The organism is Protofrankia symbiont of Coriaria myrtifolia, from assembly GCF_900634755.1.
Classification (GTDB): domain Bacteria; phylum Actinomycetota; class Actinomycetes; order Frankiales; family Frankiaceae; genus Protofrankia; species Protofrankia coriariae.
The window spans coordinates 1-23,261 of the sequence record NZ_CAAAFS010000079.1; the positions used below are offsets into that span (position 1 = coordinate 1).

Annotated in this window: 17 protein-coding genes; 6 read left to right on the plus strand and 11 right to left on the minus strand. The window is 70.0% G+C overall.

Annotation, left to right across the window (positions count from 1 at the left end; all coding sequences use genetic code 11):
* The first annotated feature begins 353 nt into the window (after positions 1 to 353).
* Positions 354 to 1,550, plus strand: a complete 1,197-nt coding sequence (locus CM1CMNOD_RS04630; RefSeq protein WP_013872503.1) for an amidohydrolase — start codon at positions 354 to 356, stop codon at positions 1,548 to 1,550.
* Positions 1,551 to 1,636: 86 nt separating this feature from the next.
* Here the strand turns inward: CM1CMNOD_RS04630 and CM1CMNOD_RS04635 are convergent, their stop codons facing one another.
* Positions 1,637 to 3,796 (minus strand): MMPL family transporter, encoded by a 2,160-nt coding sequence (locus tag CM1CMNOD_RS04635; RefSeq protein ID WP_013872504.1) that lies wholly within the window; start codon positions 3,794 to 3,796, stop codon positions 1,637 to 1,639.
* A 96-nt stretch (positions 3,797 to 3,892) separates the two neighbouring features.
* On the opposite strand from CM1CMNOD_RS04635, the gene CM1CMNOD_RS04640 reads away from it, so the two are divergent.
* Positions 3,893 to 4,420 (plus strand): MarR family winged helix-turn-helix transcriptional regulator, encoded by a 528-nt coding sequence (locus CM1CMNOD_RS04640; protein WP_013872505.1) that lies wholly within the window; start codon positions 3,893 to 3,895, stop codon positions 4,418 to 4,420.
* Positions 4,421 to 4,499: 79 nt separating this feature from the next.
* Here the strand turns inward: CM1CMNOD_RS04640 and CM1CMNOD_RS04645 are convergent, their stop codons facing one another.
* Positions 4,500 to 4,940 (minus strand): gamma-glutamylcyclotransferase, encoded by a 441-nt coding sequence (locus CM1CMNOD_RS04645; protein WP_013872506.1) that lies wholly within the window; start codon positions 4,938 to 4,940, stop codon positions 4,500 to 4,502.
* Positions 4,941 to 5,506: 566 nt separating this feature from the next.
* Here CM1CMNOD_RS04645 and CM1CMNOD_RS04650 point away from each other — a divergent pair.
* Positions 5,507 to 6,949, plus strand: a complete 1,443-nt coding sequence (locus CM1CMNOD_RS04650; protein WP_013872507.1) for an NAD(P)H-quinone dehydrogenase — start codon at positions 5,507 to 5,509, stop codon at positions 6,947 to 6,949.
* Positions 6,950 to 7,107: 158 nt separating this feature from the next.
* On the opposite strand, the gene CM1CMNOD_RS21485 is transcribed toward CM1CMNOD_RS04650, so the two are convergent.
* From CM1CMNOD_RS21485 to CM1CMNOD_RS04670, 4 genes are all read right to left on the minus strand, one after another.
* Complete coding sequence (locus tag CM1CMNOD_RS21485) at positions 7,108 to 7,674, minus strand: DUF5313 family protein (protein ID WP_013872508.1); 567 nt, start codon at positions 7,672 to 7,674, stop codon at positions 7,108 to 7,110.
* A gap of 58 nt (positions 7,675 to 7,732) precedes the next feature.
* Positions 7,733 to 9,502, minus strand: coding sequence for an acetyl/propionyl/methylcrotonyl-CoA carboxylase subunit alpha (locus tag CM1CMNOD_RS04660; RefSeq protein WP_013872509.1), 1,770 nt, complete (start codon positions 9,500 to 9,502; stop codon positions 7,733 to 7,735).
* Positions 9,503 to 9,838: 336 nt separating this feature from the next.
* Complete coding sequence (locus CM1CMNOD_RS04665; protein WP_013872510.1) at positions 9,839 to 10,090, minus strand: acyl-CoA carboxylase subunit epsilon; 252 nt, start codon at positions 10,088 to 10,090, stop codon at positions 9,839 to 9,841.
* A gap of 30 nt (positions 10,091 to 10,120) precedes the next feature.
* Positions 10,121 to 11,728 carry an acyl-CoA carboxylase subunit beta gene (locus CM1CMNOD_RS04670; protein ID WP_013872511.1) on the minus strand — a complete coding sequence of 536 codons (1,608 nt, stop codon included), beginning with the start codon at positions 11,726 to 11,728 and terminating at the stop codon, positions 10,121 to 10,123.
* 146 nt (positions 11,729 to 11,874) lie between these two features.
* On the opposite strand from CM1CMNOD_RS04670, the gene CM1CMNOD_RS04675 reads away from it, so the two are divergent.
* Positions 11,875 to 12,666 (plus strand): biotin--[acetyl-CoA-carboxylase] ligase, encoded by a 792-nt coding sequence (locus tag CM1CMNOD_RS04675; protein WP_013872512.1) that lies wholly within the window; start codon positions 11,875 to 11,877, stop codon positions 12,664 to 12,666.
* 273 nt (positions 12,667 to 12,939) lie between these two features.
* Positions 12,940 to 13,470, plus strand: a complete 531-nt coding sequence (locus CM1CMNOD_RS04680; protein ID WP_013872513.1) for a PH domain-containing protein — start codon at positions 12,940 to 12,942, stop codon at positions 13,468 to 13,470.
* 99 nt (positions 13,471 to 13,569) lie between these two features.
* Here CM1CMNOD_RS04680 and CM1CMNOD_RS04685 read toward each other — a convergent pair whose 3' ends face one another.
* Positions 13,570 to 15,699 (minus strand): Hsp70 family protein, encoded by a 2,130-nt coding sequence (locus tag CM1CMNOD_RS04685; protein ID WP_165440837.1) that lies wholly within the window; start codon positions 15,697 to 15,699, stop codon positions 13,570 to 13,572.
* Between the two features lie 847 nt (positions 15,700 to 16,546).
* Positions 16,547 to 17,056, minus strand: a complete 510-nt coding sequence (locus tag CM1CMNOD_RS04690; protein WP_013872515.1) for a GtrA family protein — start codon at positions 17,054 to 17,056, stop codon at positions 16,547 to 16,549.
* A gap of 754 nt (positions 17,057 to 17,810) precedes the next feature.
* Between CM1CMNOD_RS04690 and CM1CMNOD_RS04695 the strand changes: the two genes are divergently transcribed.
* Complete coding sequence (locus CM1CMNOD_RS04695; protein WP_013872516.1) at positions 17,811 to 18,365, plus strand: beta-class carbonic anhydrase; 555 nt, start codon at positions 17,811 to 17,813, stop codon at positions 18,363 to 18,365.
* 104 nt (positions 18,366 to 18,469) lie between these two features.
* Here the strand turns inward: CM1CMNOD_RS04695 and CM1CMNOD_RS04700 are convergent, their stop codons facing one another.
* The 3 genes from CM1CMNOD_RS04700 to CM1CMNOD_RS04710 all read right to left on the minus strand — a co-directional run.
* Positions 18,470 to 19,504, minus strand: a complete 1,035-nt coding sequence (locus CM1CMNOD_RS04700) for a TIGR03089 family protein (RefSeq protein ID WP_013872517.1) — start codon at positions 19,502 to 19,504, stop codon at positions 18,470 to 18,472.
* Between the two features lie 214 nt (positions 19,505 to 19,718).
* Positions 19,719 to 21,302: an LCP family protein gene (locus CM1CMNOD_RS04705; protein ID WP_131772197.1), complete on the minus strand. Its 1,584-nt coding sequence runs from the start codon at positions 21,300 to 21,302 to the stop codon at positions 19,719 to 19,721.
* A gap of 538 nt (positions 21,303 to 21,840) precedes the next feature.
* Positions 21,841 to 23,261: LCP family protein (locus tag CM1CMNOD_RS04710; protein ID WP_131773852.1), on the minus strand; the 1,421-nt coding region annotated here is incomplete at its 5' end.

Genomic DNA, 23,261 nt, shown 5'->3' on the forward strand with positions numbered 1-23,261 from the left:
ACCGCGTCCGGGGCGCGGCGGGGGCGGAGTACCGTGGTTGACGGGGGTGAGCGGCGATGGTGCTCTCACCCGTGGCGGTGCGATTTTGTGGTGTGGCTCTCGGCGTCCCCTGGGGATTGCGAGTCGATCCGCCGGAAATCCGGGGATGGTGTGTCGGCGTCCGCCGTGTTCCGGTTGCCGCGTCGCCGCGGTTGTCGAGCCGCCTGGGCGTCTCGTCGCGCAGTAGGTCGCGCAGTAGCATTTGGTGATCGTTTGATATCGGGAGAGTAGGGGTCTGACTTGCAGGGGGCCGAGGCTTTTCGGTGTCGATGGCTCGTGAGCCAAGGTGGGGGCAGCAGACAGGTGGCCGTGCGGTGAAGGTGGAGAACTTCGTCGCGGCCTGGCTTGCGGAAAATGAGAAAGATCTGGTGGATGTCCGCCGCGACATCCACGCGCATCCCGAGCTGGCCTGGCAGGAGCTGCGGACGACCGAACTGATTGCGGAATCACTGAACAGTTCCGGTCTCAAGCCGCGGGTGATGTCCTCGGGCACCGGCCTGTGGTGCGATGTCGGTACCGGTTCCGGCCCGGTTGTCATGGTCCGTGCGGACATCGACGCGCTGCCGTTGCAGGACGAAAAAGACCTCCCCTATTCCTCCTGCGTGTCAGGGGTGAGCCATGCCTGCGGGCACGACGTCCACAGCGCGATCGTGCTCGGGGTCGGCAGGGCGCTGGCGGCGTTCGACGAGCGTTACCCGCTGCCTGGCACCATCCGACTGGTGTTCCAGCCCGCGGAGGAGGTCATGCCCGGCGGCGCGCTCGAGCTGATCCGTGAGGGTGTGCTGGATTCGGTGTCCACGGCGATAGCCGTCCACTGCGACCCGACGCTCGAAGTCGGGCGGGTGGGTATCCGCGGCGGCCCGATCACGGCCGCGACGGACTACATCGAGGTCCGGTTGCAGGGCCCTGGCGGGCACACCTCGCGTCCGCAGAACACCGTGGATCTGGTGTACACGTTGGCGCAGGTGGTGACGGGGCTGCCCGCAGCGCTGTCGCGAACGGTCGATCCCCGGGCGGCGGCGTGCCTGGTCTGGGGGCAGATCGAGGCGGGCAGCGTCCCGAACGCCGTTCCCCGTGACGGCCTGCTGCGGGGCACGCTGCGGCTCTTCGACGAAGAGATCTGGAAACGAGCCCCGGCGATGGTCGAACGGCTGGTCGCGCAGCTCGTGGCGCCGTACGGCGCCACCGCGACGATCGAACACCGGCAGGACATACCACCTGTGATCAACTCTGTGGACATCACCGAGGCGCTTCGCCGGGCGACCGTGGCGGCGATCGGTGAGCACGCCGTCGCGCCCACCGGCCAGTCCCTGGGCGGTGAGGACTTCGCCTGGTATCTCCAGCGGGTGCCGGGAGCGCTCGCGCGGCTGGGTACCCGCAGCCCCGACAGCCCCGTCTACGACCTTCATCAGGGCCGGTTCGACGTGGACGAGAAGGCCATCGGTGTTGGCGTCCGACTGCTGGCGACCACCGCGGTCGATCTCGCGTCGGCCGCCGCGGCCGGGGAGTGACGGCGAGCAGCCGTCGAAAAACCGAGACGACGGGGCCCTGGCCGTAAGCCAGGGCCCCGCGGGCGGATCTACCTGGAGCATCGGGTCTACCGGGGGCTGGGCACCTCGAGGTCGGCCTCGGGCCGGGAGCGAGGTTCCGGAACGGCCGGCCGTGCGTGCGACGTCTCGATCCGCAGCAGCTTCGCGACCCCGTCCGGCAGGTACCAGTTCCAGCTGCCGAACAGGGAGACCAGGGCCGGCACCAGGAGCATCCGGACGACCGTCGCGTCCAGCAGGATGCCGAAGCCGAGCGCGGTCGCGAACAGTTTGATGTCGGTCTGCGGCCCGCTCGACAGCGACAGGAACGACAGGAACAGGATCAGGGCGGCCGACGTGACCAGCCGCCCGGTGCGGCCGACGCCTTCGATGACGGCGGCGTGGGTGTCGCCGCGGGCGTCGTACTCCTCACGGATGCGGGAGAGGATGAACACCTCGTAGTCCATGGACAGGCCGAAGAGGAACGCGAAGACCATCAGCGGCAGCCAGAAGGTGATGGCGCCGGTGGCCTCGATGCCGTAGATCTTCTCGGAGCCGTAGCCGTGCTGCCAGAACAGCACCACGCCCCCGAACGTCGCCCCCAGCGAGACGAGGTTGAGCACCACCGCCTTCAGGGGCAGCAGCAGCGAGCGGAAGGCCCGCACCAGCAGGATGTAGGTGACGATGACGATCAGAGCCAGGGCCCAGGGGAACACCCCGTAGACGCCGTGCATGTAGTCCAGCTGCAACGCGCCTATCCCGGTCACACCGATGACGCCGGGCACGTCGTGCAGCGCGGAGCGAATGTTGCGGATGGGGTCGATGCTGCTGCCGCCCGCGGTCTCCCTGTCCGGCACGGCAATGATCAGTGAGGTGCCGTCCCGGTTCGCGTCGGTACCGCTCGGGAGGGTCGCGGTGACCACGCCGTCCACGGCCCGGACACGTTGCGCCACGTCGTCCGCCGCGGATGACTGGACCAGGATCTCGGCCGGAGTGAGGACGCCCTTCGGGGCGCCGCCGTCCTCGAGGAGCTTTATCGCCTCGTAGGCGGGGCCGTTCTTGGCCAGCGACCCGGACTGCGCCGTGCCGATCTGGATCCCGAAGAAGGGGATGATCAGCGCGGTGAGGATGGCGATACCGACGCCGGCGGCGATCCAGCGGCGGCGCACCACCAGCGAAGCCCATCTCGTCCAGAACCGGCTCGCGGTGTTCTCGTGCCGGACACGCGGCCAGTCGACCCGCGGGCCGATGCCGCCGAGCAGGGCGGGCAGCAGAGTGGTCGTGACCGCCACGCTGATCAGCGGGATGAGCATGCCGCCGTAGCCGATGGAGCGCAGGAAGGGCACCGGGATGACGACCATCGCGACCAGGCCGATGGCCACGGTCAGGCCGCTGAACACCACGGCGTGACCGGCGAACTGCATCGAGGCCACCACGGCGTCGTGGTTGTCCCGGCCGTGCGCGCGTTCCTCCCGCCAACGGGTGACGATCAGCAGCGAGTAGTCGATGGCGACGCCGAGGCCGATCAGGGAGACGAGGAACTGCACCAGGAACGACACGTCCACGAAGACGGTCAGCCCCAGCAGGACGAGAAAGGTCGACAGGATCGCCACCGCGGCGATGAGCAGCGGTAGCAGCGCGAGCAGCGAGGCGAAGACGAAGGCGAGGACGGCCAGCGCGCCGAGCCCGGCGAGCAGGGTTTCGACCAGCACCCCCGGGCCGGAGTCGTTGGCGCCGTTGGTCGCGAGCTCGTCCAGACCGGTGATGGTACTGGTGAGCCCGGCCGGGGAGTGCGCGGCGAGCGACTTCTTCAGCGCCTCCGCGGTCTCGGAGGTGAAACTGGTCTGCGGCGGGTAGAAGGCGTATGCGAACTGGGCGCGGCCGTCGTCGGTGACGAAGATGTCGTCGCCGGTTTCCGCTCTGCCGATGACCCGAATGCCGGGCACGTCTTTCTTGACCGCGGCGAACGCGGTCGTCACCTGCTGATCGGTGACCTGCCCGCCGGGCTGGGCCGACAGCGACAGGATGATCGGTGCGCCCTGGTCATCCGTGTGGTAGGTGGCGAGGACCTTCTTGGCCGTCTCGTAGCCGGGCTGGCCGGGCAGCGAGAAGTCGAAGGTCAGCCGGTCGGCTGTGATACCGGCGGTGGCGCCTCCCACCAGGAAGGCTGCGATCCAGAAAGAGATCACAAGCCGGCGGTGCCGGAGGCACCAGCGCGCGAGCGCCGACATCGGCGTCCCCCCACTCGTTAGGATGATCTGTGCTCCTGCATACTGACCTCCGCAACGGTACCACTGTCGATTGTGAAGCCGGTAATGGTTTGTCTTATGGGTGACACGCCTACGGTGAACGCTGACCGTGACATCGCGATATCTTTGCGGGAGCGGGTTTTCTATGCATTTGCCCGTTTCGGCCCTGCCTGGGTGCGCTATCTACACGCGTCCGTAGGGCTCGGTGGTCTCAGCCCGGCCGGCGTCCGGCTGCTGTCGGCGCTGCGCCACCATCCGCGGCCGCCCATCATGCGCGATCTCGTTCAGGACCTCGGCACCACGGCCCGGGCCGTGACCGGGCTCGTGGACACCCTCGAGCAAGACGGTCTGGTCCGCCGTACCCGGCACCCACGCGACCGCCGGGCGATACTCATCACCTTGACCAGCAAGGGTGAACAGGTGGTGGACCGCGTCGGGCAGGAGCATGTCGAGCGGGCGTCGGCGCTGTTCGGCGTGCTGTCCGAGCAGGATCAGGCCGATCTCGTCCGGATCCTCGGCGTGCTGGGGGACGAGCTGGTCGCGCGAGGGCAGGCTGTCCAGCCCCGCGGACTCGGTTGCGGGCCTGGCGTCGGTGAGAGCAGCTAAGATCGCGGGCGGGCCGCAGCGTGGCGTGTGGACCGCCGGCACCGGCAGAGGCCGCGCGACGAAGAGCGCGACCGGGGCGTCAGGCGGTGGGGCGGTTGCGCAGATCGGCCACGTAGTCGGACGGCGCGCCGGCCCGCTCGGCCGCGTCGGCCATGATGGCCACGTACCGTTTGGACGGCAGCCCGCCCTCGTAGGCGTCCAGCACATACGTCCAGGCCAACGTCTCGCCGTCCAGGGTGAAGATCCGCACGCGGATGCGGGTGTAGAGGCCGGCCTCCACACCCTCCCAGACGTCGAGCTGCCTGAGGTCACGCTTGGCGACGTCGTAGAGCATCACGTACACCTGGGAGCCAGGTGACTCGACGATGGTGGCCAGCGCGCCTTCCCAACCGACGTCCTCGCCGCCGAAGGTGAGCCGCCAGTTGCGGATCCAGCCGGTCCCGATGACGGGGGCGTGGGGTGCGCGTTCCTTCATCTGGGCCGGGTCGAGGTTGCTGCCGTAGGCGGCATACAAGGTCATCGTGTGCGTCCTTCACCGGCCCGGGCGCCGAGGTCGTGGCCGCGGCGGCAAAGAACTACCTGGAGGATCTTCACTGGTCCCTACCCGTACCCACTTCCTCCCCCCGCGGGCGCGGATGCGCCGCGCGGGGAACCCTCGGCCACTTCCGGCCGACCTCGCGGACCGTATATCTGCCCGGACCCGTCCGATGTGCCACGATCGATCCGACCACGATCCGACCATAACTACCTGGGCGGCCGTGGGATCCTGATCGCGACGTCCGTGGACCCGACTTCGTGTGACAACGCGGACCGTAACCACGTCGCGGTGGCAGGCGGTCTCCCGCGGGGCACCGCGGATCCGGTCGTCGATGTTCGACAGCTACGCGAAAGACAGTGTAGACCCCGACCATCCCGGATCCCGACCATCCCGGACCTTGGCCATCGGTGTCCCGATCCGCCCGATGCCGGCCCGGCGGGGGAGCGTCCGCGCACGTCGGCCGAGTGACTGTTCATGCGATGGTTGCTCACACATCGGACAAGGCAAGATAGCTGGTGGGAATCCCACCCACCGAAGGGAGCGCGCAGGTGCCGCGAATCGTCATTCTCGGAGGCGGACCCGGAGGGTACGAGGCGGCTCTTGTCGGGGCTGAGCTTGGGGCGTTCGTCACGCTCGTCGATTCGGACGGGGTGGGTGGTGCGTGCGTCCTCACCGACTGTGTCCCGTCCAAGGCGTTGATCGCCACGTCGGCCGCGATGACGGAGCTGGCCGCGGCGCCGTCCCTGGGAGTCCGACTGCGTGACGGTGGGCACGTCCTGCCGGAGGCGGGCTGGGACGCCGGGGCGGCGCCCGGCCCGGGGCTGCCGCCCGGCATCGGTGTGGACATCGAGCGGGTTCACGCCCGGGTGCGGGGGCTTGCCGCGGCGCAGTCCCGCGACATCGAGACCCGGTTGGAGAAGGAGGCCGTCCGGGTGGTGCACGCCCGCGGCCGGCTGGTCGGCCCGCACGCCGTCGAGGTCGCCTCCGGGGAGGCGTTCTTCGGCGACATCATCCTGATTGCGACCGGAGCATCACCGAGAGTTCTTCCGAACATCGAACCGGACGGTGAGAGAATTCTCACCTGGCGTCATATCTATGATCTTCGGGAGCTGCCCGAGCATCTGATCGTTGTCGGCTCCGGTGTCACCGGCGCCGAGTTCGCCAGCGCCTATCAGGCGCTCGGTGCGAACGTGACGCTCGTCTCCTCCCGGGACCGGGTGCTGCCCGGGGAGGACCCGGACGCCGCCAAGGTGCTCGAGGAGGTCTTCCAGCGCCGCGGGGTGACCGTGCTCAGCCGGGCCCGGGCCGAGGCCGCCCGCCGGGTCGGTGACAGCGTCGAGGTCGATCTCGCGGACGGCCGGACCATCACCGGCAGTCACGTCCTGATGGCCGTCGGGTCGGTGCCGCGGACGTCGGACATCGGGCTTGCCGAGGTCGGGGTACGCCGCACCCCGACCGGCCACATCGAGGTCGACCGGATGTCGAGAACGTCGGTGCCGGGGGTGTACGCCGCCGGCGACTGCACCGGGGTGCTGCCGCTGGCGTCCGTCGCCGCGATGCAGGGCCGGATCGCCATGTGGCACGCGCTCGGCGAGGCGGTCACGCCGCTGCGGCTGGGCACCGTGTCGTCCAACATCTTCACCGAGCCGGAGATCGCGACGGTCGGCATCTCACAGAAAATGATCGAGTCAGGCGCGGTGGCGGCGCAAACGACGATCCTCCCACTGGCGCGCAACCCGCGCGCGAAGATGCAGGGCATCACCGACGGTTTCGTGAAGCTGTTCTGCCGGCCTGGCAGCGGCAGCGTCCTCGGCGGGGTGATCGTGGCACCGCGAGCATCAGAGATGATCTTTCCGGTTTCGCTGGCGGTGGCCAACGGTCTCACCGTCGATCAGGTGGCCCACACCTTCACAATCTACCCGTCGGTGTCCGGCTCGTTGACCGAGGCAGCCCGCATCGCCATGCCCCGGGACCTGTTCGCGAGCTTCTGACCAGCGCCAGCCGCGGTTGACAGCCGCGGCTGACGGGTCGCGCGCCGGCGGCGGGTGCTGGTCGGCGGGTGTGGCCGGCAGAGGCTGTCAGAGGGCTCTCAGAGGGCCGGTCCGGCTGACGGGTCGTTCCGGGCGGCGGCTGCGTGGCCGCCCGGGGGTCAGTGGTCGTCCGCCCCCGGGCGGTCGCGGCCGGTTCCCGTGCGGTCATGATCGATATTTGTGTGATCGGCAGTAGCGTGATCGGTGGCCGCGTGGCCGGCGTCTTCGGGGCCGGTGTCCTCGTCCTCCTCGGGTGGGAACACCGGTGGGAAGCCGTGCTGGACGAGACGACGGTTGCGGAAGTAACCGGCGGTGGCGAACCCCAGGCCGACCGCGATCGCCAGCAGGACGATCGCGATGGTGAGCCGGATGTTGAGGCGCCCGGGCAGCAGCGCGAACATGACGGCGAACGGCAGCATGAGCAGCGGCGGTCGGGACGCCTGCCGGACGCGCCACCGTGGCCCGGTCAGATCGTGGGAGATCCACTGGTTGTACCGCGGGGGCAGCGTCCCACCCACCAGGTAGTAGATCCGGCCGGTCAGCGGCGGCCGCTCGGCCGATGCCGGTTCGGCGGGTACCGATCCTGACGCCGGTGCCGCGCCGCCTGGCCGCGTCGAACTCCTCGCGGACGGCGGGTAGGCCCCGCCCCGGTCCGTCCCGCTGTCGTCCGCGCCGTCGGTGCCCATGAGCACCAGCCTACGAACTACGAACGAACCGGGGCGGGCCGGGCGGGCCCCGGCTCCACTAGTCCTTGATCTCGCAGAGGACGGCGCCGCTGGAGACGACCGCGCCGACGGTCGCGGTGAGCCCGGCGACGGTGCCCGCCCGGTGCGCGGTGATCGGCTGCTCCATCTTCATGGCTTCCAGGACGACGACGAGGTCACCGGCCTCGACGGTGTCCCCGTCACTGACCGCGATCTTGACGATGGTGCCCTGCATCGGGCTGGTCAGCTCGTTCCCGCTGGCCACGCGGGCGGCCTTGGCGCCGGACCGCCGCCGTGGCCGGGCTGCTCCAGCGCCGGCCGCCGGGCCGCCCGCGGCGACCGCGCCGAAGCCCGCGGGCAGGACGACCTCCAGACGCCGGCCGCCGACCTCGACGACGACCGACTCGCGGGCCGCCTGCTCGGTGTCGGCGTCCACCCCGCCGGTGAAGACGGGGATGGTGTTGTCGAACTCGGTCTCGATCCAGCGGTTGTGCACCCGGAACGGCTCGGTGGCGTCGGCCGGCGCGAACGCCGGATCCCGCACGACGGCCCGGTGGAACGGCAGGACCGTGGCCAGGCCCTCCAGGACTGTCTCGTCCAGGGCACGGCGGGCACGCTCCAGGGCCTCGGTGCGGGTCGCGCCGGTGACGATCAGCTTGGCGAGCAGCGAGTCGAAGGCCCCGCCGATGACGGCGCCGGACTCGATGCCGGTGTCGACGCGCACGCCCGGCCCGGTGGGCGCGACGAACCGGGTGACCGTTCCCGGCGCCGGCAGGAAGTTGCGGCCAGGGTCCTCGCCGTTGATGCGGAACTCGATCGAGTGCCCTCGGGGGGCGGGGTCGACCGGGTCGAGCGCCTCGCCCTCGGCGATCCGGAACTGGGCCCGGACGAGGTCGATGCCGCTGGTCTCCTCGGTGACGGGGTGCTCGACCTGTAGCCGGGTGTTGACCTCGAGGAAGCTGATCGTCCCGTCCCGGCCGATGAGGAACTCGACCGTGCCCGCTCCCACGTAGCCGGCCTCCCGGACGACCGCCCGGGACGCCTCGTAGAGCGAGGTGCGCTGCTCCTCGGTGAGGAACGGTGCCGGCGCCTCCTCGACGAGCTTCTGGTAGCGCCGCTGCAGGGAGCAGTCCCGGGTGCCGACGACGACGACCGTGCCGTGGCTGTCCGCGAGGATCTGGGTCTCGACGTGGCGGGGCTGGTCGAGGTAGCGCTCCACGAAGCACTCGCCGCGGCCGAAGGCGGCGGTGGCCTCCCGCACCGCGCTCTCGAACAGTTCGGGCAGTTCCTCGGCGTTCCAGGCGACCTTGAGCCCGCGGCCACCGCCACCGAACGCCGCCTTGATCGCGACCGGCAGCCCGTGCTGTTCGGCGAAGGCCACCACCTCGTCCACGCTGGCGACCGGGTCGGGGGTGCCGGGTGCCAGCGGGGCGCCCACGGCGAGGGCGATGTGGCGGGCGGCGGTCTTGTCGCCCAGGCGCCGGATGGCCTCGGGAGGCGGTCCGATCCAGGTCAGCCCGGCCTCGATGACGGCCTCGGCGAAGTCGGCGTTCTCCGACAGGAAGCCGTATCCGGGGTGGACGGCGTCGGCGCCGCTGGCACGAGCCGCATCGAGGATCTTGTTGATCCGCAGGTACGAGTCACCCGGTGTGCTGCCGGAGAGGGCGTACGCTTCGTCCGCGATGCGTACGTGCAGAGCGTCGATGTCAGGCTCCGCGTATACGGCGACACTGGCATATCCGGCGTCGCGGGATGCCCGGGCGACCCGGACAGCGATCTCTCCCCGGTTGGCAATGAGGATCTTACGCACGTTTCTCCCGTCCTCGTTCAGCGTGGCTGAGTCTAGGCGAGTTCGGCGGCGCAGGCTGTTGTTCTGGCAATGTTAAAGGAATCCTTGTGCGGGTCCTGTACCGCCAGGGCCGTGGCCGCCGTGGTGGACTCGATGACCAACATTGATCGGCTGGGTTTGTTGGTCGGGTCCCTGCTTGCCGAGATCGCGTTGGTGGTGTAATGAATCGATCATGAAAGGCGCCGGGGAATGTGTATCCTCGGCGCCCACAAACCTGCCATTCTCGCTGTTTCGCGGAGCTGGTGCGGATGTCCGGCCCCGCGAAACGGTCGGTGATATCCGACTGTGATCGAATGATTACCATTCGGCTCGGGTTCGGGTACCCGGAGTGAATCCCGTCCAACGCCACCCGTCCGGTCCGGAATGCACGGTTCGTCGCAGCGTCGCGGACCGGTCCGACCAGGCCGAGGGGGGCGGGGCGGGGGCTGCCGCCGCCCCCGCCCACAGGCAGAGCACCGCTATCAGGGCGGCTATCTCCTCGGCGGACGCGTTCGTCGGTACCACCTGTAGGTGCGGGCGTGGGACGCGGCCGTCGCCAGCACTGCTCATCTGATCATCCTTTCGTGGCTCCCGGGAGGGTCACAGCGGGATGTTTCCGTGCTTCTTGGGAGGAAGCGACTCCCGCTTGGTCCGCAACAGTCGCAGCGCCCGGATCACCTCACGCCGGGTCTCCGACGGGAGAATGACCGCGTCGATATACCCGCGCTCGGCCGCTATGTACGGAGTGGCGAAATGCGAGGTGTAGTCGGCGATCAGCTCCGCGCGACGGGCATCGGGATTCTCGGTGGCGGCGAGCTCACGCCGATAGATGATGTTCACGGCGCCCTGGGCACCCATCACCGCGATTTCCGCGGTCGGCCAGGCCAGGTTGACGTCGGCGCGCAGATGTTTCGAGCCCATGACGTCATAGGCGCCACCGTATGCCTTACGTGTGATGATGGTCACTTTTGGTACCGTTGCCTCGGCATAAGCGTATATAAGCTTTGCGCCCCGGCGGATGATGCCGTTCCATTCCTGCGAAGTTCCGGGCAGAAAGCCCGGTACGTCGACCAGCGTGAGAATCGGGATGTTGAACGCGTCACAGGTCCGGACGAAACGGGCCGCTTTCTCACTGGCGTCGATGTCGAGGGTGCCGGCGAAATGCATCGGCTGGCTGGCGACGATGCCGACGGAACGCCCGTCCACCCGGCCGAACCCGCAGAGCAGGTTCTGCGCGAACTGGGCGTGGACCTCCAGGAAGTCACCGTCGTCGAGCAGGTAGCCGAGCACCGTGTGCATGTCGTACGGTGTGTTGGACGAGTCCGGGATGAACGTGTCCAGCTCCGGTGTGACCTCCGCCTCCACGTCGGCCACCTCGGCGAAGACGGGCGGGTCCGTCAGGTTGTTCGACGGCAGGAACGCCAGCAGCGCCTTGGCGGTCTCCAGGCAGTCAGCCTCGTCCGCGGACTGGAAGTGCGCGACCCCGCTGCGGGAGTTGTGGGTGTGGGCGCCGCCGAGTTCCTCCATGCCGACGTCCTCACCGGTGACGGTCTTGATGACGTCCGGACCGGTGATGAACATGTGGCTGGTCTGGTCGACCATCAGCGTGAAGTCGGTGATGGCCGGGGAGTACACGGCACCACCGGCACACGGGCCCATGATCAGTGAGAGCTGCGGGACGACTCCCGACGCCAGCACGTTGCGATAGAAGATCTCGCCGTACAGTCCGAGCGCGACGACGCCCTCCTGGATGCGCGCGCCGCCGGAGTCGTTGATGCCCACCACCGGACAGCCGGTCTTCAGCGCCAGATCCATGATTTTCACGATCTTCTCGCCGAGAACCTCGCCGAGGCTGCCGCCGAAGACGGTGAAGTCCTGGCTGAACACACACACCTGGCGGCCGTCGACCGTGCCGTAACCGGTCACCACACCGTCACCATACGGACGGTTGCGGTCGAGGCCGAAGTCGTGCGCGCGGTGCCGGGCGAGGGCGTCCGTCTCAACGAAGGAGCCCGGGTCGAGGAAGGCCTCGATCCGTTCACGGGCCGTCAACTTGCCTTTGGCATGCTGTGCGTCGACTGCCCGTTGAGAACCGGCATGTACCGCTTCGTCGGTCACGCGCTTCAACTCGGCGATTTTGCCGGCAGTTGTGAGAGGATCGGGTACCGGATCGTGCGAGGGGTTCTGAGCGGGAACGGGAAGCGCCATGCCGGGCAGCGTACGGCCGTCGTGGCCTCCCGTGCTCGATTCTGCGACAACTACCTCTTGATCCGGGCGCGTGGCCGCGGTGCGATATGACTTTCAGCCGTCGGCGGTGAGGATGCGGTGGGACTCTGGCTGACATGTGGACATCGATGACGCGGCACCGGCGGTTTCCGCTGGACGCCGGCCTGCTCGCGGCCGCGCTCGCCGGGGACGGCCTGAGTGTTCGGGTCGTCCAGGAGACCGGTTCGACCAACGCGGACCTCGTCGCCGCCGCGAAGACCGGTGCCGGCGAGGGCCTGGTGCTCGTCGCCGAGCACCAGTGGGCCGGTCGCGGGCGCCTCGACCGGTCGTGGGCGTCGCCGTCGGGCGCGGGCCTGACCTTCTCCGTGCTGCTGCGGCCGGCAGTGCCGGCGGGAGCGCTGGGCTGGCTGCCGCTGGTCACCGGCCTGTCGCTGGCCTCGACACTGCGTGAGTTCGCGGGGATACCGGCGGGCCTCAAATGGCCGAACGACGTGCTCGTGGCCGGCGAGAAACTGGCGGGGATCCTCGCCGAGGCCGTCCCCGACCGGGACCGCTCCGGGACGGTCGCGGTGATCGTCGGCATCGGCCTCAACGTCGACAACGACGTCGACGAGCTGCCGCCGGGGGCCACCAGCGTCGCGTTGCGCCAGCGGCAGGAGTCGCGGCCACTCGTCGGCCGGGGGGAACTGCTCATCGAGCTGCTGCGGGGGCTGGTCAGGGTGTACCGGCGCTGGCTCGCCGAGCCCACCGCCACCGCGGCCGCCTACCGGTCGGTGTGCGACACGCTCGGCCAGCGGGTACGGGTCGAGCTGCCCGACGGATCGGTGGTCACGGGCACCGCGACCGACGTGGACGATCACGGCCGGCTGGTCGTCGACGGGCGGGCGTTCGCCGCCGGGGACGTCGTCCACCTCCGCTGACGCCCCGCCCCGGCCCGTGCGTCCTCGGTGAAGCCGCCGCTGACGTTCGCCGGCGCCACCATCGGCTCGGGCCCGTGCGCTCTCGGGTAGAGCTACCGCCTCCTGAGCGGTTGGCGGTGGACACCCGGCTGGCCCACGCGCCCGCGGGCAACCGCGCCGTCGGTGACGCCCGGCCATGGCTGTAATGGTGTGCCGTCCCTCGGCTCGGCCTGCCTCTCGGTTCGGCCCGCCCCTCGGCTCCGTCGGCCGCCGCGGCGGTGAGACCATCGCCGGGTGGGATTCCCGGACAACATTCTGACCAGCGACGAACAGGTCGTGTTACATCTGCATCCGCACTGGATCAGGCTGACCGGACCAGCGGTGGCCTTCGTCGTGCTTCTCGGCCTGACCCTCTTCGGTGTGCGGGCTGTCCCGGCGGGCTCGTTCCAGCAGGCGGCCCAGTGGCTGATCGTCGCGGCCGGGGCGGTCCTGCTCTTCTTCACAAGCTTGCGGCCGTGGTTACGATGGGTAACCACCCGCTACGTGGTGACGACGGAACGGGTCGTCGTCCGCGCGGGAATCCTCTCCCGCTACGGCCGGGACATCCCGTTGCTCCGGCTCAGCGACGTCTCGTTCAGCCGTTCCTTCTGGGAGGGCCTGGTGGGATCCGGCACACTCTCGATCGACAGCGGGGGGCAGCGCGGTCGGCTCGTACTGGTGAACCTGCCCCATGTCGAGGAGGTGTATGCCACGCTCTACCGGTTGGCCGAGGAGAACGCGGCACGGCTGCGCGGCCCCGCCGACGACAGCGGTTATCCGCGTTAGCGGTTATCTCCGTTGGCGGCCGCCCGCTGTCAGCGGTTGTTCCTGCCGGCGGTTTTTCTCGTTGGTTGTCCGGTTGTTTCCGCCGGTTGTGCGACCGGGTCAGGCCAGCGGGTCGAATCCCTGCCACCACTTGAAGAGGGCCGCCGCGTCGGTACCCTGGGCGGCAAAGGCGGTGAGATCGTCGTCGTAGCTCCAGAAAATCACATAGTTACCGCCGTCGTGATAACACAGCAGTGATCCGACGTCCACGTTCGGCCGGCTGGTCACATGCCAGGTTTCAATACGGTTCCTGCCGGTACGGCAGGAACCGTCCTCGGTGATCTGGCCCGACCGGTAGTCGATGTCGTTACGCAGTGAGCCGCTGTCGTAGTAGTGGAAGGCGCGTACCAGCGTCCCGCTACTCGACCGGCAGGTCAGGGACGCTTCTATGTCGGAGTCCTCGTCGTCCGAGTTCCCCACGCAGTCGTCTATCTCGGTGGGATCCAGCGTCGCCTCCAGGTCGCTCTGGGCGGCGGTGAGGCCGCCGGTGAACCTGGCACTCGGCGGTGTCGTGGCCGGGGTCGCCGACGGCCGTCCGGACGTCGACGTGGCGGCGCCCGTCGGCCCGGCGGGGATCACCGGCAGGGTCGGGCCGGCGGACGCCCTGCCCCCGGGCTTGTCGGAACCGGCCACGGTCAGCGCGATCACCGGGACGGCGACGGCGATCAGGACAGCCGCAACGATTCCGATGATCAGCCCGGTTCGTCTCGGTGTCGGCTGTCCCGGCGGTCCGCCGGCCGGGTACGGGCCCGGCTGGTACGGATCCGCCGGGTACGGACCGGCCGGATAGCCGCCCGGCGGGTATCCGCCCGGCGGCGGATAGGAGCCAGGCGGGGGATATCCGCCTGACTGCGCGAAGCCGCCCTGTGGGGTGGTCGGCGGATAGGGGTGCTGGGCGCCGGGCGGGAACTGCCCGTACGGGGCCCTGGCGGTGGGCGCGTACTCGTCCGGTGTCCCGGGCTGGTACGACCCCTGCGGCCCGGACGGGTACTGCTCCTGCCCCTGGCGTGGCTCCGCGTCGGGGCCGGCTGCCGCCCGGGCCGGCCCGGCCTCCGGGAGGAAACGGGTCGCGTTGAGGTCGGGACCAGGCTGCGCGGGGACGGCCCCACCGGCCGCCGCGGCCCCCACGATCCCGCCGGCCGCGGCGGCCCCCGCAGCCCCACCGATCCCCGCGGCCCCACCGGCCGGGCGCCCCGGCCCGTGGCCCGTCGGCGCGGGGCCACTGGCCGCGCCGACGGCGACCAGTGCGCCCAGCGCGACCGCGTACCGCGGGTCGCGAGGCGGGCGGGGTGAGACGCCGACCATTTCCAGCAGCAGCGCTGATATCCGCGGTATCTGGGTCGATCCGCCGACGAGGAACACCTCGGCGAGCCCGCCTGGCCGCACACCCGCGCTCTCGGCCGTCCGGATCAGCTCCGCCACGGTGGCGCGCAGCTCGCCCTCGATCACGGCCTCCAGGTCCGCCCGGGTGAGCTCGATGTCCCCGACGGATCCGCCGGCCCGGACGGTGTGGCTGGTGGCGGTCGACAATGCTTCCTTCGCCGCGACGACCTGCTGACGTATCTGGCTGCGCGACCGCTGGCCGGACGGGCTCTGGTCGGCCCACAGCGCGTTCCAGGCCTGTGAGTCGGTCTTCGTGGCCCGCTCGCCGATCCTGCGCAGCAGGATGTCGTCGATCGTGTCGCCCCCGAAGCCGGGGTTGCCGCCTGGCTCGCCGCGGATGTCGAACCCGCCGGGTGTCGCGGTGAGAACGGTCGTCGCCAGGCTCGTGGCACCAAGATCGTAGACGGCGAGGGTCGTCCCCGGCTGGAAACCGGCCGGATCGGCCTGCCAGCGGGCCGCCGCGACTGGTTCCGGGAGCAGGGTGACGCTGGTCAGGCCCGCCCGGAACGCGGCGGCCCGCAGCCGCTCGACCTCGGCGGAACCCCAGCGGACCGGCGCGGTGAGGACCACCTGCGCCGGCGGCGGGCCCGGGAAACGGCTCATCGCCTCGTGCGAGACCTGGCGCAGGAGGGCCGCGACCAGCTCGATCGTGGGGATGGCCGTGCCGCCGAGCTGCACCTGCTCGGTGCTCTCCAGCGCCCGCAGAGGGCAGGGCTGCGCGCGGTCGGGATGCGTCACCGCGATGTCGACGGCGGCCGAGCCGGTCAGCAGCCGGCCGTCGTGGCTCAGGCTGACAACGGCGGGCATTGGTCCGTCCGGACCTAGCGGTAAGGGTTCCGATCGGCCGTCGACGGCGGTCGCGGCCATGGTGAAGCCAGTGCCGATATCGACCGCGAGTGTCAGTCCGGTTGCCACGTCCCCCCCGGCGGGTCAGGTATGCAGATCTTCTGATGCGGTCTGCGTGGATACGGCGGCACATCATCCGGTGCGGCGGCCATGGTCCGGGTCACGGGGTGGGCTGTACCCGACGGATGTCCGATCGCGCGGGCGGTGCTCGCGTCGGCCAGCATCCATCGGACACGGCCTGGGCATGGTGGCTGCGCCGACGGTGTCCGAGGCGGGACGAATCCTCCCCGGTGCGTCTGTGAACCTTGGCTGATACTACGCAGGGTTGCCGTGCGTCGGATTCCTGGTTGCCGGCCCGGGAGCATGTTGACGCCGACGCGCGACGGCGGGAGCGTCCACACCGCCTGCCCGGGCAGCATTCCCGGGCAGTGCGGGTGAGCCGCGTTGATCGAACCGTGCCGGTGGGTCGTGCCAGCCAAACCGTGCCGGTTGAACCGGCCGACCGGTATGTACCGGCGAACGGCTGCCCGACAGACCCGACAGGCCGCGGGACGGGCAAACCATGCGATGGGTACGGCAGCGACGGCCTCCGGCGGCATGTCGTCCCGCGGGGCGGTTCTCCTCGTGGTCGGCCCTGGTTCACCTGGCCGGCCGGGACACGAGCAGGCCCGGGGCCGGCCAGTCGGCCGAGACGGGGCGAAAAGTGCCGTACGGTGCGGCCGTCACAGGAACGGAACCACGCTGGAAAACCAGGAGCATCCGTTCCGGTGCAATCCGTCCCAGATGTTTACCAGCGGCTTTTCCGCGGTTACAGGCGGCCTACCGGCTCGGGCAGGCGCTGGCCGCGCCGGGCGTCGGTCTCGGCGTGCAGCACGGCCTTCGGGTCGTCTGGGTGCAGGAAAACCCACCGCTTGTACGCCCAGAACCGGAAGATGGTGCCGAGGCCGGTGCCGACCACGTTTCCGGCCAGGTTGAAGGCCAGTACGCTGTTCAGGTCCAGCACATAGCGGGCGATCCCGAGGCAGGCCAGGGCGATCCCGAGCCCGATGGCGTTGAGGATCACGAAGAGGGTGTATTCACGCCGTAGGCCGGTACGTGCGCGATGCGTGAAGGACCAGTGCCGGTTGCCAATGTAGGCGCAGGTTGCGGCCACAATGGTGGAGACGGTTTTCGCGCTGAGCCAGCCTATACCGAGAACGCCATGGCACAGATTGGAGACGAGGACGTCGACGAGGTAGCAGAAGCCGCCTACGACACCGAACTTCGCCATTTCATGAGCAAGTAGCTGCCAGCGCGACCGCCTGGAACCGTCGTCCATTGATGCCACGCTCACCTCATGTGATCTCGACCGGTTTGTGTCACCGGCTGAGCGTACAGACCGCTGTCCTGGACCCATCCGACCCCCCCCGGGTTCCCGGCCGTCGCCGGCGGCCGGGGAGCGGCCGTGACTACGCTCTGACCGCGATCGCCGTTTACCCGGCCGGGTACGCAGCCCACCAACGCCATGTCCGTGTCATACCCGTGTCACGTCTGTGTCACGTCTGTGGGCCGTTCAGTTGCCGATCTCCTCACGGTAAGTATGACCCCGTGTCCCGGCGGGTGATGCCTGCGGGGTGCTGTTCCGGCCTGACACCTGGCGGACAGCCGTCACCTGGCGGACAGCGACGACCCGACCGGCGCACGACTCGGCCGGCCCGCGGGCGGCCTGGCCGACAGCGCCACCTGGCCGGGATCTGCACCTGGCCGGCCTGAACGGCTGGCCGGCATCGTGACGCGACCCGGCCGGCATCGTGACGCCGCCTGCCGCGGCGAACGCTGGCGGAATCGGTGTGGCCGCGTCATGCTGGTTGGGGCCGGCCGTGGTGGCGGCCCGACACCGTTCGCCCCGCGGCGGCGCCCATCGGGGTGCGGCGGGGCGTCATGCGCTGTCGGTGCCGCCACGGCGATCCGCATGGCGATGTCGCCGTGTGCCGCACGGATCGCCGGTGGCCGTGCTCACCGTCCGATGTACCCGCTGTCCGATATGCCCACCGTGCCGATGCATGCACCGCGCCGATGGAGGTTGTACGACCATGACCACGGTCGACGCTCGCGATGATCCGTCAAGCCTGGAAAGTTCCCACAGCGTCACCGACGTCCTGGCGGGGCGTGCCGCCGACTTCGCGGCCGCCCGGCGGAGCAGCGGTCAGCCGCGGGCCCGGTCGGCCCGTCCGACCACCGGGGTCGCGGTCCTGGCCTGCATGGACGCCCGTCTGGACGTGCACGCCCTGCTGGGGCTGGGCGAAGGCGACGCGCACGTTCTGCGCAACGCCGGCGGAGTGGTCACCGACGACATGATCCGTTCGTTGGCGGTCAGCCAGCACGAGTTGGGCACCACCGAGATCATCCTGTTGCACCACACCCAGTGCGGGATGATTTCGATCACCGATGACGGGTTCCGGGACAAGCTGCTCGAACGCACCGGTGCCCGTCCGGACTGGCCCGTCCACGCGTTCTCCGATCTCGAGGAGAACGTGCGGCTGTCCATCGCGCGGCTGCGCTCCAACCCCTTCCTGGCCGCCACGACATCCGTCCGGGGCTTCATCTACGACGTGGCCACCGGCGAACTCAGCGAGGTCACCCTCTGACTCCCCCGGCGCCACGCGCCGGGGGAGGGGCCTGCTTCTCTGACAGCTGGTGGCCGTCTGCATGGGATGGTGTCCGTTCTGCGACGTACAGCTGACGCGTCCGGTTACGGTAGGCCGGTGGTGAGGTGGCGGACGGTGGGTGTTGCCCGCTCCGCGGGGGTGTCCGGTCTGGGCGGTCTGGTCGGGTCGGCTGGTTCGGACGCGACTGGCCGGGGCGGGTCGTAGCGGGTCGGGGCGCATATGGCGGTGACGCGCTCGACGGCGATCCGCCGGGCGAGCAGGCCCGGGTCGAGATGGCGGCAGAGGACCACCGATGCGCCGGCGGCCAGCGGGGCCAGCAGGCCGCCGAACAGGCCGTCCGGCGTGTCGTAGCCGGCCGTGGTCAGCACACGGTCCGTCGCGGCCAGCTCCCAGGTCCGCGCGTAGTAGCCGGCCAGCCGGGCCAGGAACCGCTGGTTCGCCGGTGGCGCCGGCGGGGTGAAGCGGTCGCCGTGGCTGAGGACCTCGGCCGCGAAGTCGAGCACCCCTGGCACCGGCTGGGCCAGCCGCCCACCCAGTGGGCGCAGGGACAGCGCGATGATCTCAGCTCCGTCGCCCACCACGGCCGGGTCGTCCACGGCCTGCTCGGTCACGAACACCGCTACCGGCGGGTCGTCGTGGCTGTCCGTCCCGGCCGCGACACCCTCGCCGGCCGCGGTACCCGCGCCGGTGGCGGCGCCGGGCTGGTGGACACCCACCTGGGCGCCCACCGACCACGCGGCGAGCAGCACCACCGCGGTCTGCCAGTGCGGCGGCAGGGCGATCCGGACGGTTTCACCCGCAGTGACACCGAGTGTGTCGACGAGCAGGTTCGCGGTCTTGGCCACCCAGTTGTCGATGGTGGTGGCGGACAGTTCGGTCCGCTCGCCGGTGGCGTCGTCGTAGAAGGTCAGCAGCGGACGTCCCGCGTCCGCGCGCACCCGACGGGCCAGCAGCGCGGCGACACCGGCCACGTCGGCTGAACCGCCCACGCTGGCTGGAGCGCCCACGCTGGCTGGAGCGCCGAGGGCGTGCGCGGGCACGGCAGTCTCAGCGGCGTCCAGGACGCCGGTGAGAACCCCGTCGAGAAGGCGTCCCGCGGGCAGGGGCGATGAACTCATCGAATGCTCGTACTCATGGGACGCCTACGGTAGAGCACTGCCGGTCCGGCCGGTCTTCTGGTGGCATGGTCGGCGCCCCGGCCAGCCTTGTCGGCCGGCATGTCAGCCAGCGTTCGTTCCGGCGGGTTTCAGCCGGCGGTGCGGCCGGCACCACGGCATGCCGGCCACAGGCGTGCCGGCCACGAGAGTTTTGATCACGAAAAGCTGTGCCTGCTCAAGGTGTGCAGGATGTGTTCGCTGGGGCGACGGTCGGTGCCGCTGACGCGGGTGCGCCCGGTGCTGCCCCCGCTCCGGCCGCTGTCGTGCCACTGGCCGAGCCGGCTCCCACCGCCCCGCGCAACGCGCTACCGGGCGCGGCGGGCAGGTCCAGCGCGCTGGTCACACCGGTGAACGAGGCGCCGAGGACGACGACCAGCCCCCGGCTGATCGTCGGATCCTCGACGGTCTGCGAGCCGGTGATCAGCCGGCTGAGCGTCTGCGCGGCTTCCTTCTGCCCGGCGGGGTAGCGGATCTCCGTCATGACCTGTCCGGCCGGGCCGGTGGTCTTCCGCATCGAGCCGGCGAAGCCCAGAGCGCTGAGGGCGTCGGTCGTCTGCGAGGCCAGGCCGGAGCGGCCGGTCTTGTTGCGGACTTCGGCGATGCTCACCTGGGCCGGCGGGAGCGAGGGCTGGCTGGCGGCTGCGTCGTCGCTCCTGCCGCCGGCGGCCGGCGGGTTGTCCGTCGCGGGCCGCAGCGGAGCGAGCAGGGTGGCCAGGCCAGCGCGGTCGTAGAACAGCACCTGGCCGTGTGGGGGGATCTCGCCCTTGTCGTTGATGGCACCGTCTGCCTTCGTTGGCACGAAGGTGGGTATAGTGATAAATGTCACTTTTCCACTGGTAATCGCGCTGAGCCGTTGCGCAATCTTGATCATTGCGCCGTTCTCGGTGAGGCCGTTGTCGACCTTGAGCGAGCCGCCGACAGCGCCGATCAGCTGGGTGATCCGCACCGGATTGGTGAGGACGCCCGCGCTGGTCGCCTTGTCCAGCAGCTTCGACAGGAACTGCTGCTGGCGGGCGACCCGGTAGGTCTCGTCCGGCAGCGCGTGCCGGGTGCGGACGAAGGCGAGTGCCTGGTCGCCGTTTAGATGGTTGACGCCGAGTTTCCCCCGCCACTGCGAGTAGTTGTCGCGCAGGTTGGACGTGCCGCCGCCGGGCAGCGGCGCCACGCACACGTCCACCCCGCCGACCGCGTCGGTCATGGTCTTGAAGCCGGCGAGGTCGATCGTGATAAAGTGATCAATCTTCAGGCTGGTCAGATTCTCCAGCGTGCGGGTGAGCCCTTCCACCCCGCTGTAGGACAGGATGTCGGTCAGCTTGTCCTTGCCGTCCCGGGGTGTCTTCGTGAGGCCGGGGGCCACCGTCACGAGAGTGTCCCGAGGGAAGGAGACCAGGGTGACGGAGTCGTCCGCCCCGAAGTGGGCCACGATCGTGGTGTCGGAGCGGACTCCGTCGACCTGGCCGTACTCGCCGTTGGTGCCCGTCCGGCTGTCGTCCCCGAGCAGGAGGATGTTCATCTCCCCGGGCCGTTCGACCGGCCGGTTGCCGCCGGGCGACCAGGCGACCCCGGTGACCGAGCTGTTGAAGTAGCGGTATGCCGCCCACCCGATGGAGCTGACCGCCAGGACCAGTACCGACAGGGCGGCGGCCGCCCCGACCGACAGCACGCGCAGCGGTGAGCGCCCATGGCGGCGCGCGCTCCGGGGGAGCCTTGGGTTGAGCTCGGCGGGCAATGCCGGCCGGCGCGCAGGTCTGCGACTCACCGGCTTGTTCAGTCCTCCTCGGCCGGGGCGACTTCTGTGGCGGTGTCGGTCTCCACGAGGCAGTGTGGCCCTGTCTGATTAGGACGCTTTGAGCCGCTCTGACGTTGCCATGAGGCGAACGACAGCTCACCACCGGGTGCTGGGAAGAGTCATAAGTAACATCATCGTCACTCAGGTCATGGTTCGCCGGATCGGGTGTCCGAGACGGACGGGCCCGCCATAAGGCCCACCCGCGCTGTGCCGGCACCCTACGCGGCGGATGGCAGACGGCATTGGCTGCGCTGGTGATCCGGGATCGACTGCTCCCGGTTCGCAGCGATTCTAGCCAGCGGACAGCCGACGCTCCGGCCCGCCGAACGAGAGAAACGAGACACCGCGCACCCGTCCAGGGACGGCCGGCAGCTGTCCCGGGCCGGTCCTGCCAGCTCCGCGGCTGTTCCTGACCCTGGACGACCGGGTCTGGCCCTGGGCGGGACCTGATTTGACCTTGATCTGGCCCTGGCCTGGTCTGACGGGTCCAGACCCGACGGGGCTGGAGCTAGAACGTGCAGCCGGCGGTGAGCTCGGCCGCGGTGACGGGCGGTGGCGGTGGCGTCGGGCTCGGCCGGGCGCCTGTCGAGGCGGGTCGGCCCGTTGCCGTGCCCGTACCCGTGCCCGTGCCGCCCGTGTCTGTCGCGCCGGCGCCGCTGTCCGGGCGGGCGGTGCCCTCCGGGTCGGTGGCCCGGGTGGCATCTTCCGGGCTCGCGGTCGGGGCGTCGGTCGGCCCCGGGGTGACTGCCAGCGCCTTTGTGTTCACCCCTTTGAAGCCTGTCCCGAGCACCAGCGTGACACGCTCCGACAGGGACGGATCCTCGCGCAGCTGTGCCCCGGGGACAGCGGCTGCCACGGTACGCGCCGCGGCGAGGCTGCCCGGGCCATAGCGCACCAGCGAGGTGGCCGCGTGCCGGTTGGCCGCGCTGCTGACATGGGCGATCCGGAAGCCGGCCGCGGCCAGTTCCCGGGCCGCATTGGTCGCGAGACCGCCCGTGGGGGTGCCGTTGAGAACGTCCAGCGTGATCGCCGACGGCCGTAGCGGCGTCCTGCCGGTGGGCGTGGGCGTCATCGCCGTAGCCGGCGGTGTCGGCACCGGCGTCGGTGTTCCGGGGCGCTGGGACGGCTGTGACGCGGAGCTCCCACGGCCGCGCAGCGGCGCCAGGAACGTCTCGAGCTCGTCAGGGTCGTAGATCTGGACGGAGCCGAAGGGCGCGATCTCGCCGGCCGCGTTCGCCCCTTCGGCCCTCGTCGGCGAGTGGACCGGGATGGTCTCGAACCTGATCGCGTTCGCGGACATGCCCCGCAGCCGGGTCGCCAGGTTGCGCAGGTCGTCGGCGGTGGTGTCGGCGTCCACGGTCAACGCGCCGGTGGCGGCCGTGAGCAGGCCCTCCAGCTTGGCCGGGTTGGTAAGTACCCCGCTGCTGGTGGCCTTCTGGAACACCGCGCTGATGAACTGCTGCTGGCGTCTGATCCGGTCGAAGTCCCCGTCCGGCAGGCCGTAGCGCTGCCGGACGAAGGCCAGCGCCTGTTCGCCGTCGAGGTGGTTCTCGCCCACGACACCGCGCCACTGTGAGTAGTCGTCACGTAGGTTGGACCTGCTGCCGTCCGGCAGTGCTCTGACGCATACCGTCACCCCGCCGATGGCGTCCGTCATGGCCTTGAAGCCAGCGAGGTCGATCGACACAAAATGATCGATTTTGATGTCGGTGAGGTTCTCGATCGTTTTGATCAGCAGCGACGGGCCGCCGGTCGTGATCGCCGAGTTGAGCTTGTTCCGGCCGTGGCCGGGAACGCGCACCAGGGTGTCCCGGGGGAACGACACCAGCGTGGTTGTTCCGTTCGCGTCCAGATGGGCGAGCATGGTGGTGTCCGAGCGTTCCCCGGCGACGACCTCCTGGCGCTGGTACATGTTGCCGGTGCCCGCCC

Excerpts from the sequence above, each read along its gene's own strand:
- CM1CMNOD_RS04635 (WP_013872504.1), bottom strand. The coding sequence starts at position 3,796 with ATGTCGGCGCTCGCGCGCTGGTGCCTCCGGCACCGCCGGCTTGTGATC.
- CM1CMNOD_RS04640 (WP_013872505.1), top strand. The coding sequence starts at position 3,893 with ATGGGTGACACGCCTACGGTGAACGCTGACCGTGACATCGCGATATCT.
- CM1CMNOD_RS04645 (WP_013872506.1), bottom strand. The coding sequence starts at position 4,940 with ATGACCTTGTATGCCGCCTACGGCAGCAACCTCGACCCGGCCCAGATG.
- CM1CMNOD_RS21485 (WP_013872508.1), bottom strand. The coding sequence starts at position 7,674 with ATGGGCACCGACGGCGCGGACGACAGCGGGACGGACCGGGGCGGGGCC.
- CM1CMNOD_RS04665 (WP_013872510.1), bottom strand. The coding sequence starts at position 10,090 with ATGAGCAGTGCTGGCGACGGCCGCGTCCCACGCCCGCACCTACAGGTG.
- CM1CMNOD_RS04670 (WP_013872511.1), bottom strand. The coding sequence starts at position 11,728 with ATGGCGCTTCCCGTTCCCGCTCAGAACCCCTCGCACGATCCGGTACCC.
- CM1CMNOD_RS04675 (WP_013872512.1), top strand. The coding sequence starts at position 11,875 with ATGACGCGGCACCGGCGGTTTCCGCTGGACGCCGGCCTGCTCGCGGCC.
- CM1CMNOD_RS04685 (WP_165440837.1), bottom strand. The coding sequence starts at position 15,699 with ATGCCCGCCGTTGTCAGCCTGAGCCACGACGGCCGGCTGCTGACCGGC.
- CM1CMNOD_RS04690 (WP_013872515.1), bottom strand. The coding sequence starts at position 17,056 with ATGGACGACGGTTCCAGGCGGTCGCGCTGGCAGCTACTTGCTCATGAA.
- CM1CMNOD_RS04695 (WP_013872516.1), top strand. The coding sequence starts at position 17,811 with ATGACCACGGTCGACGCTCGCGATGATCCGTCAAGCCTGGAAAGTTCC.
- CM1CMNOD_RS04700 (WP_013872517.1), bottom strand. The coding sequence starts at position 19,504 with ATGAGTTCATCGCCCCTGCCCGCGGGACGCCTTCTCGACGGGGTTCTC.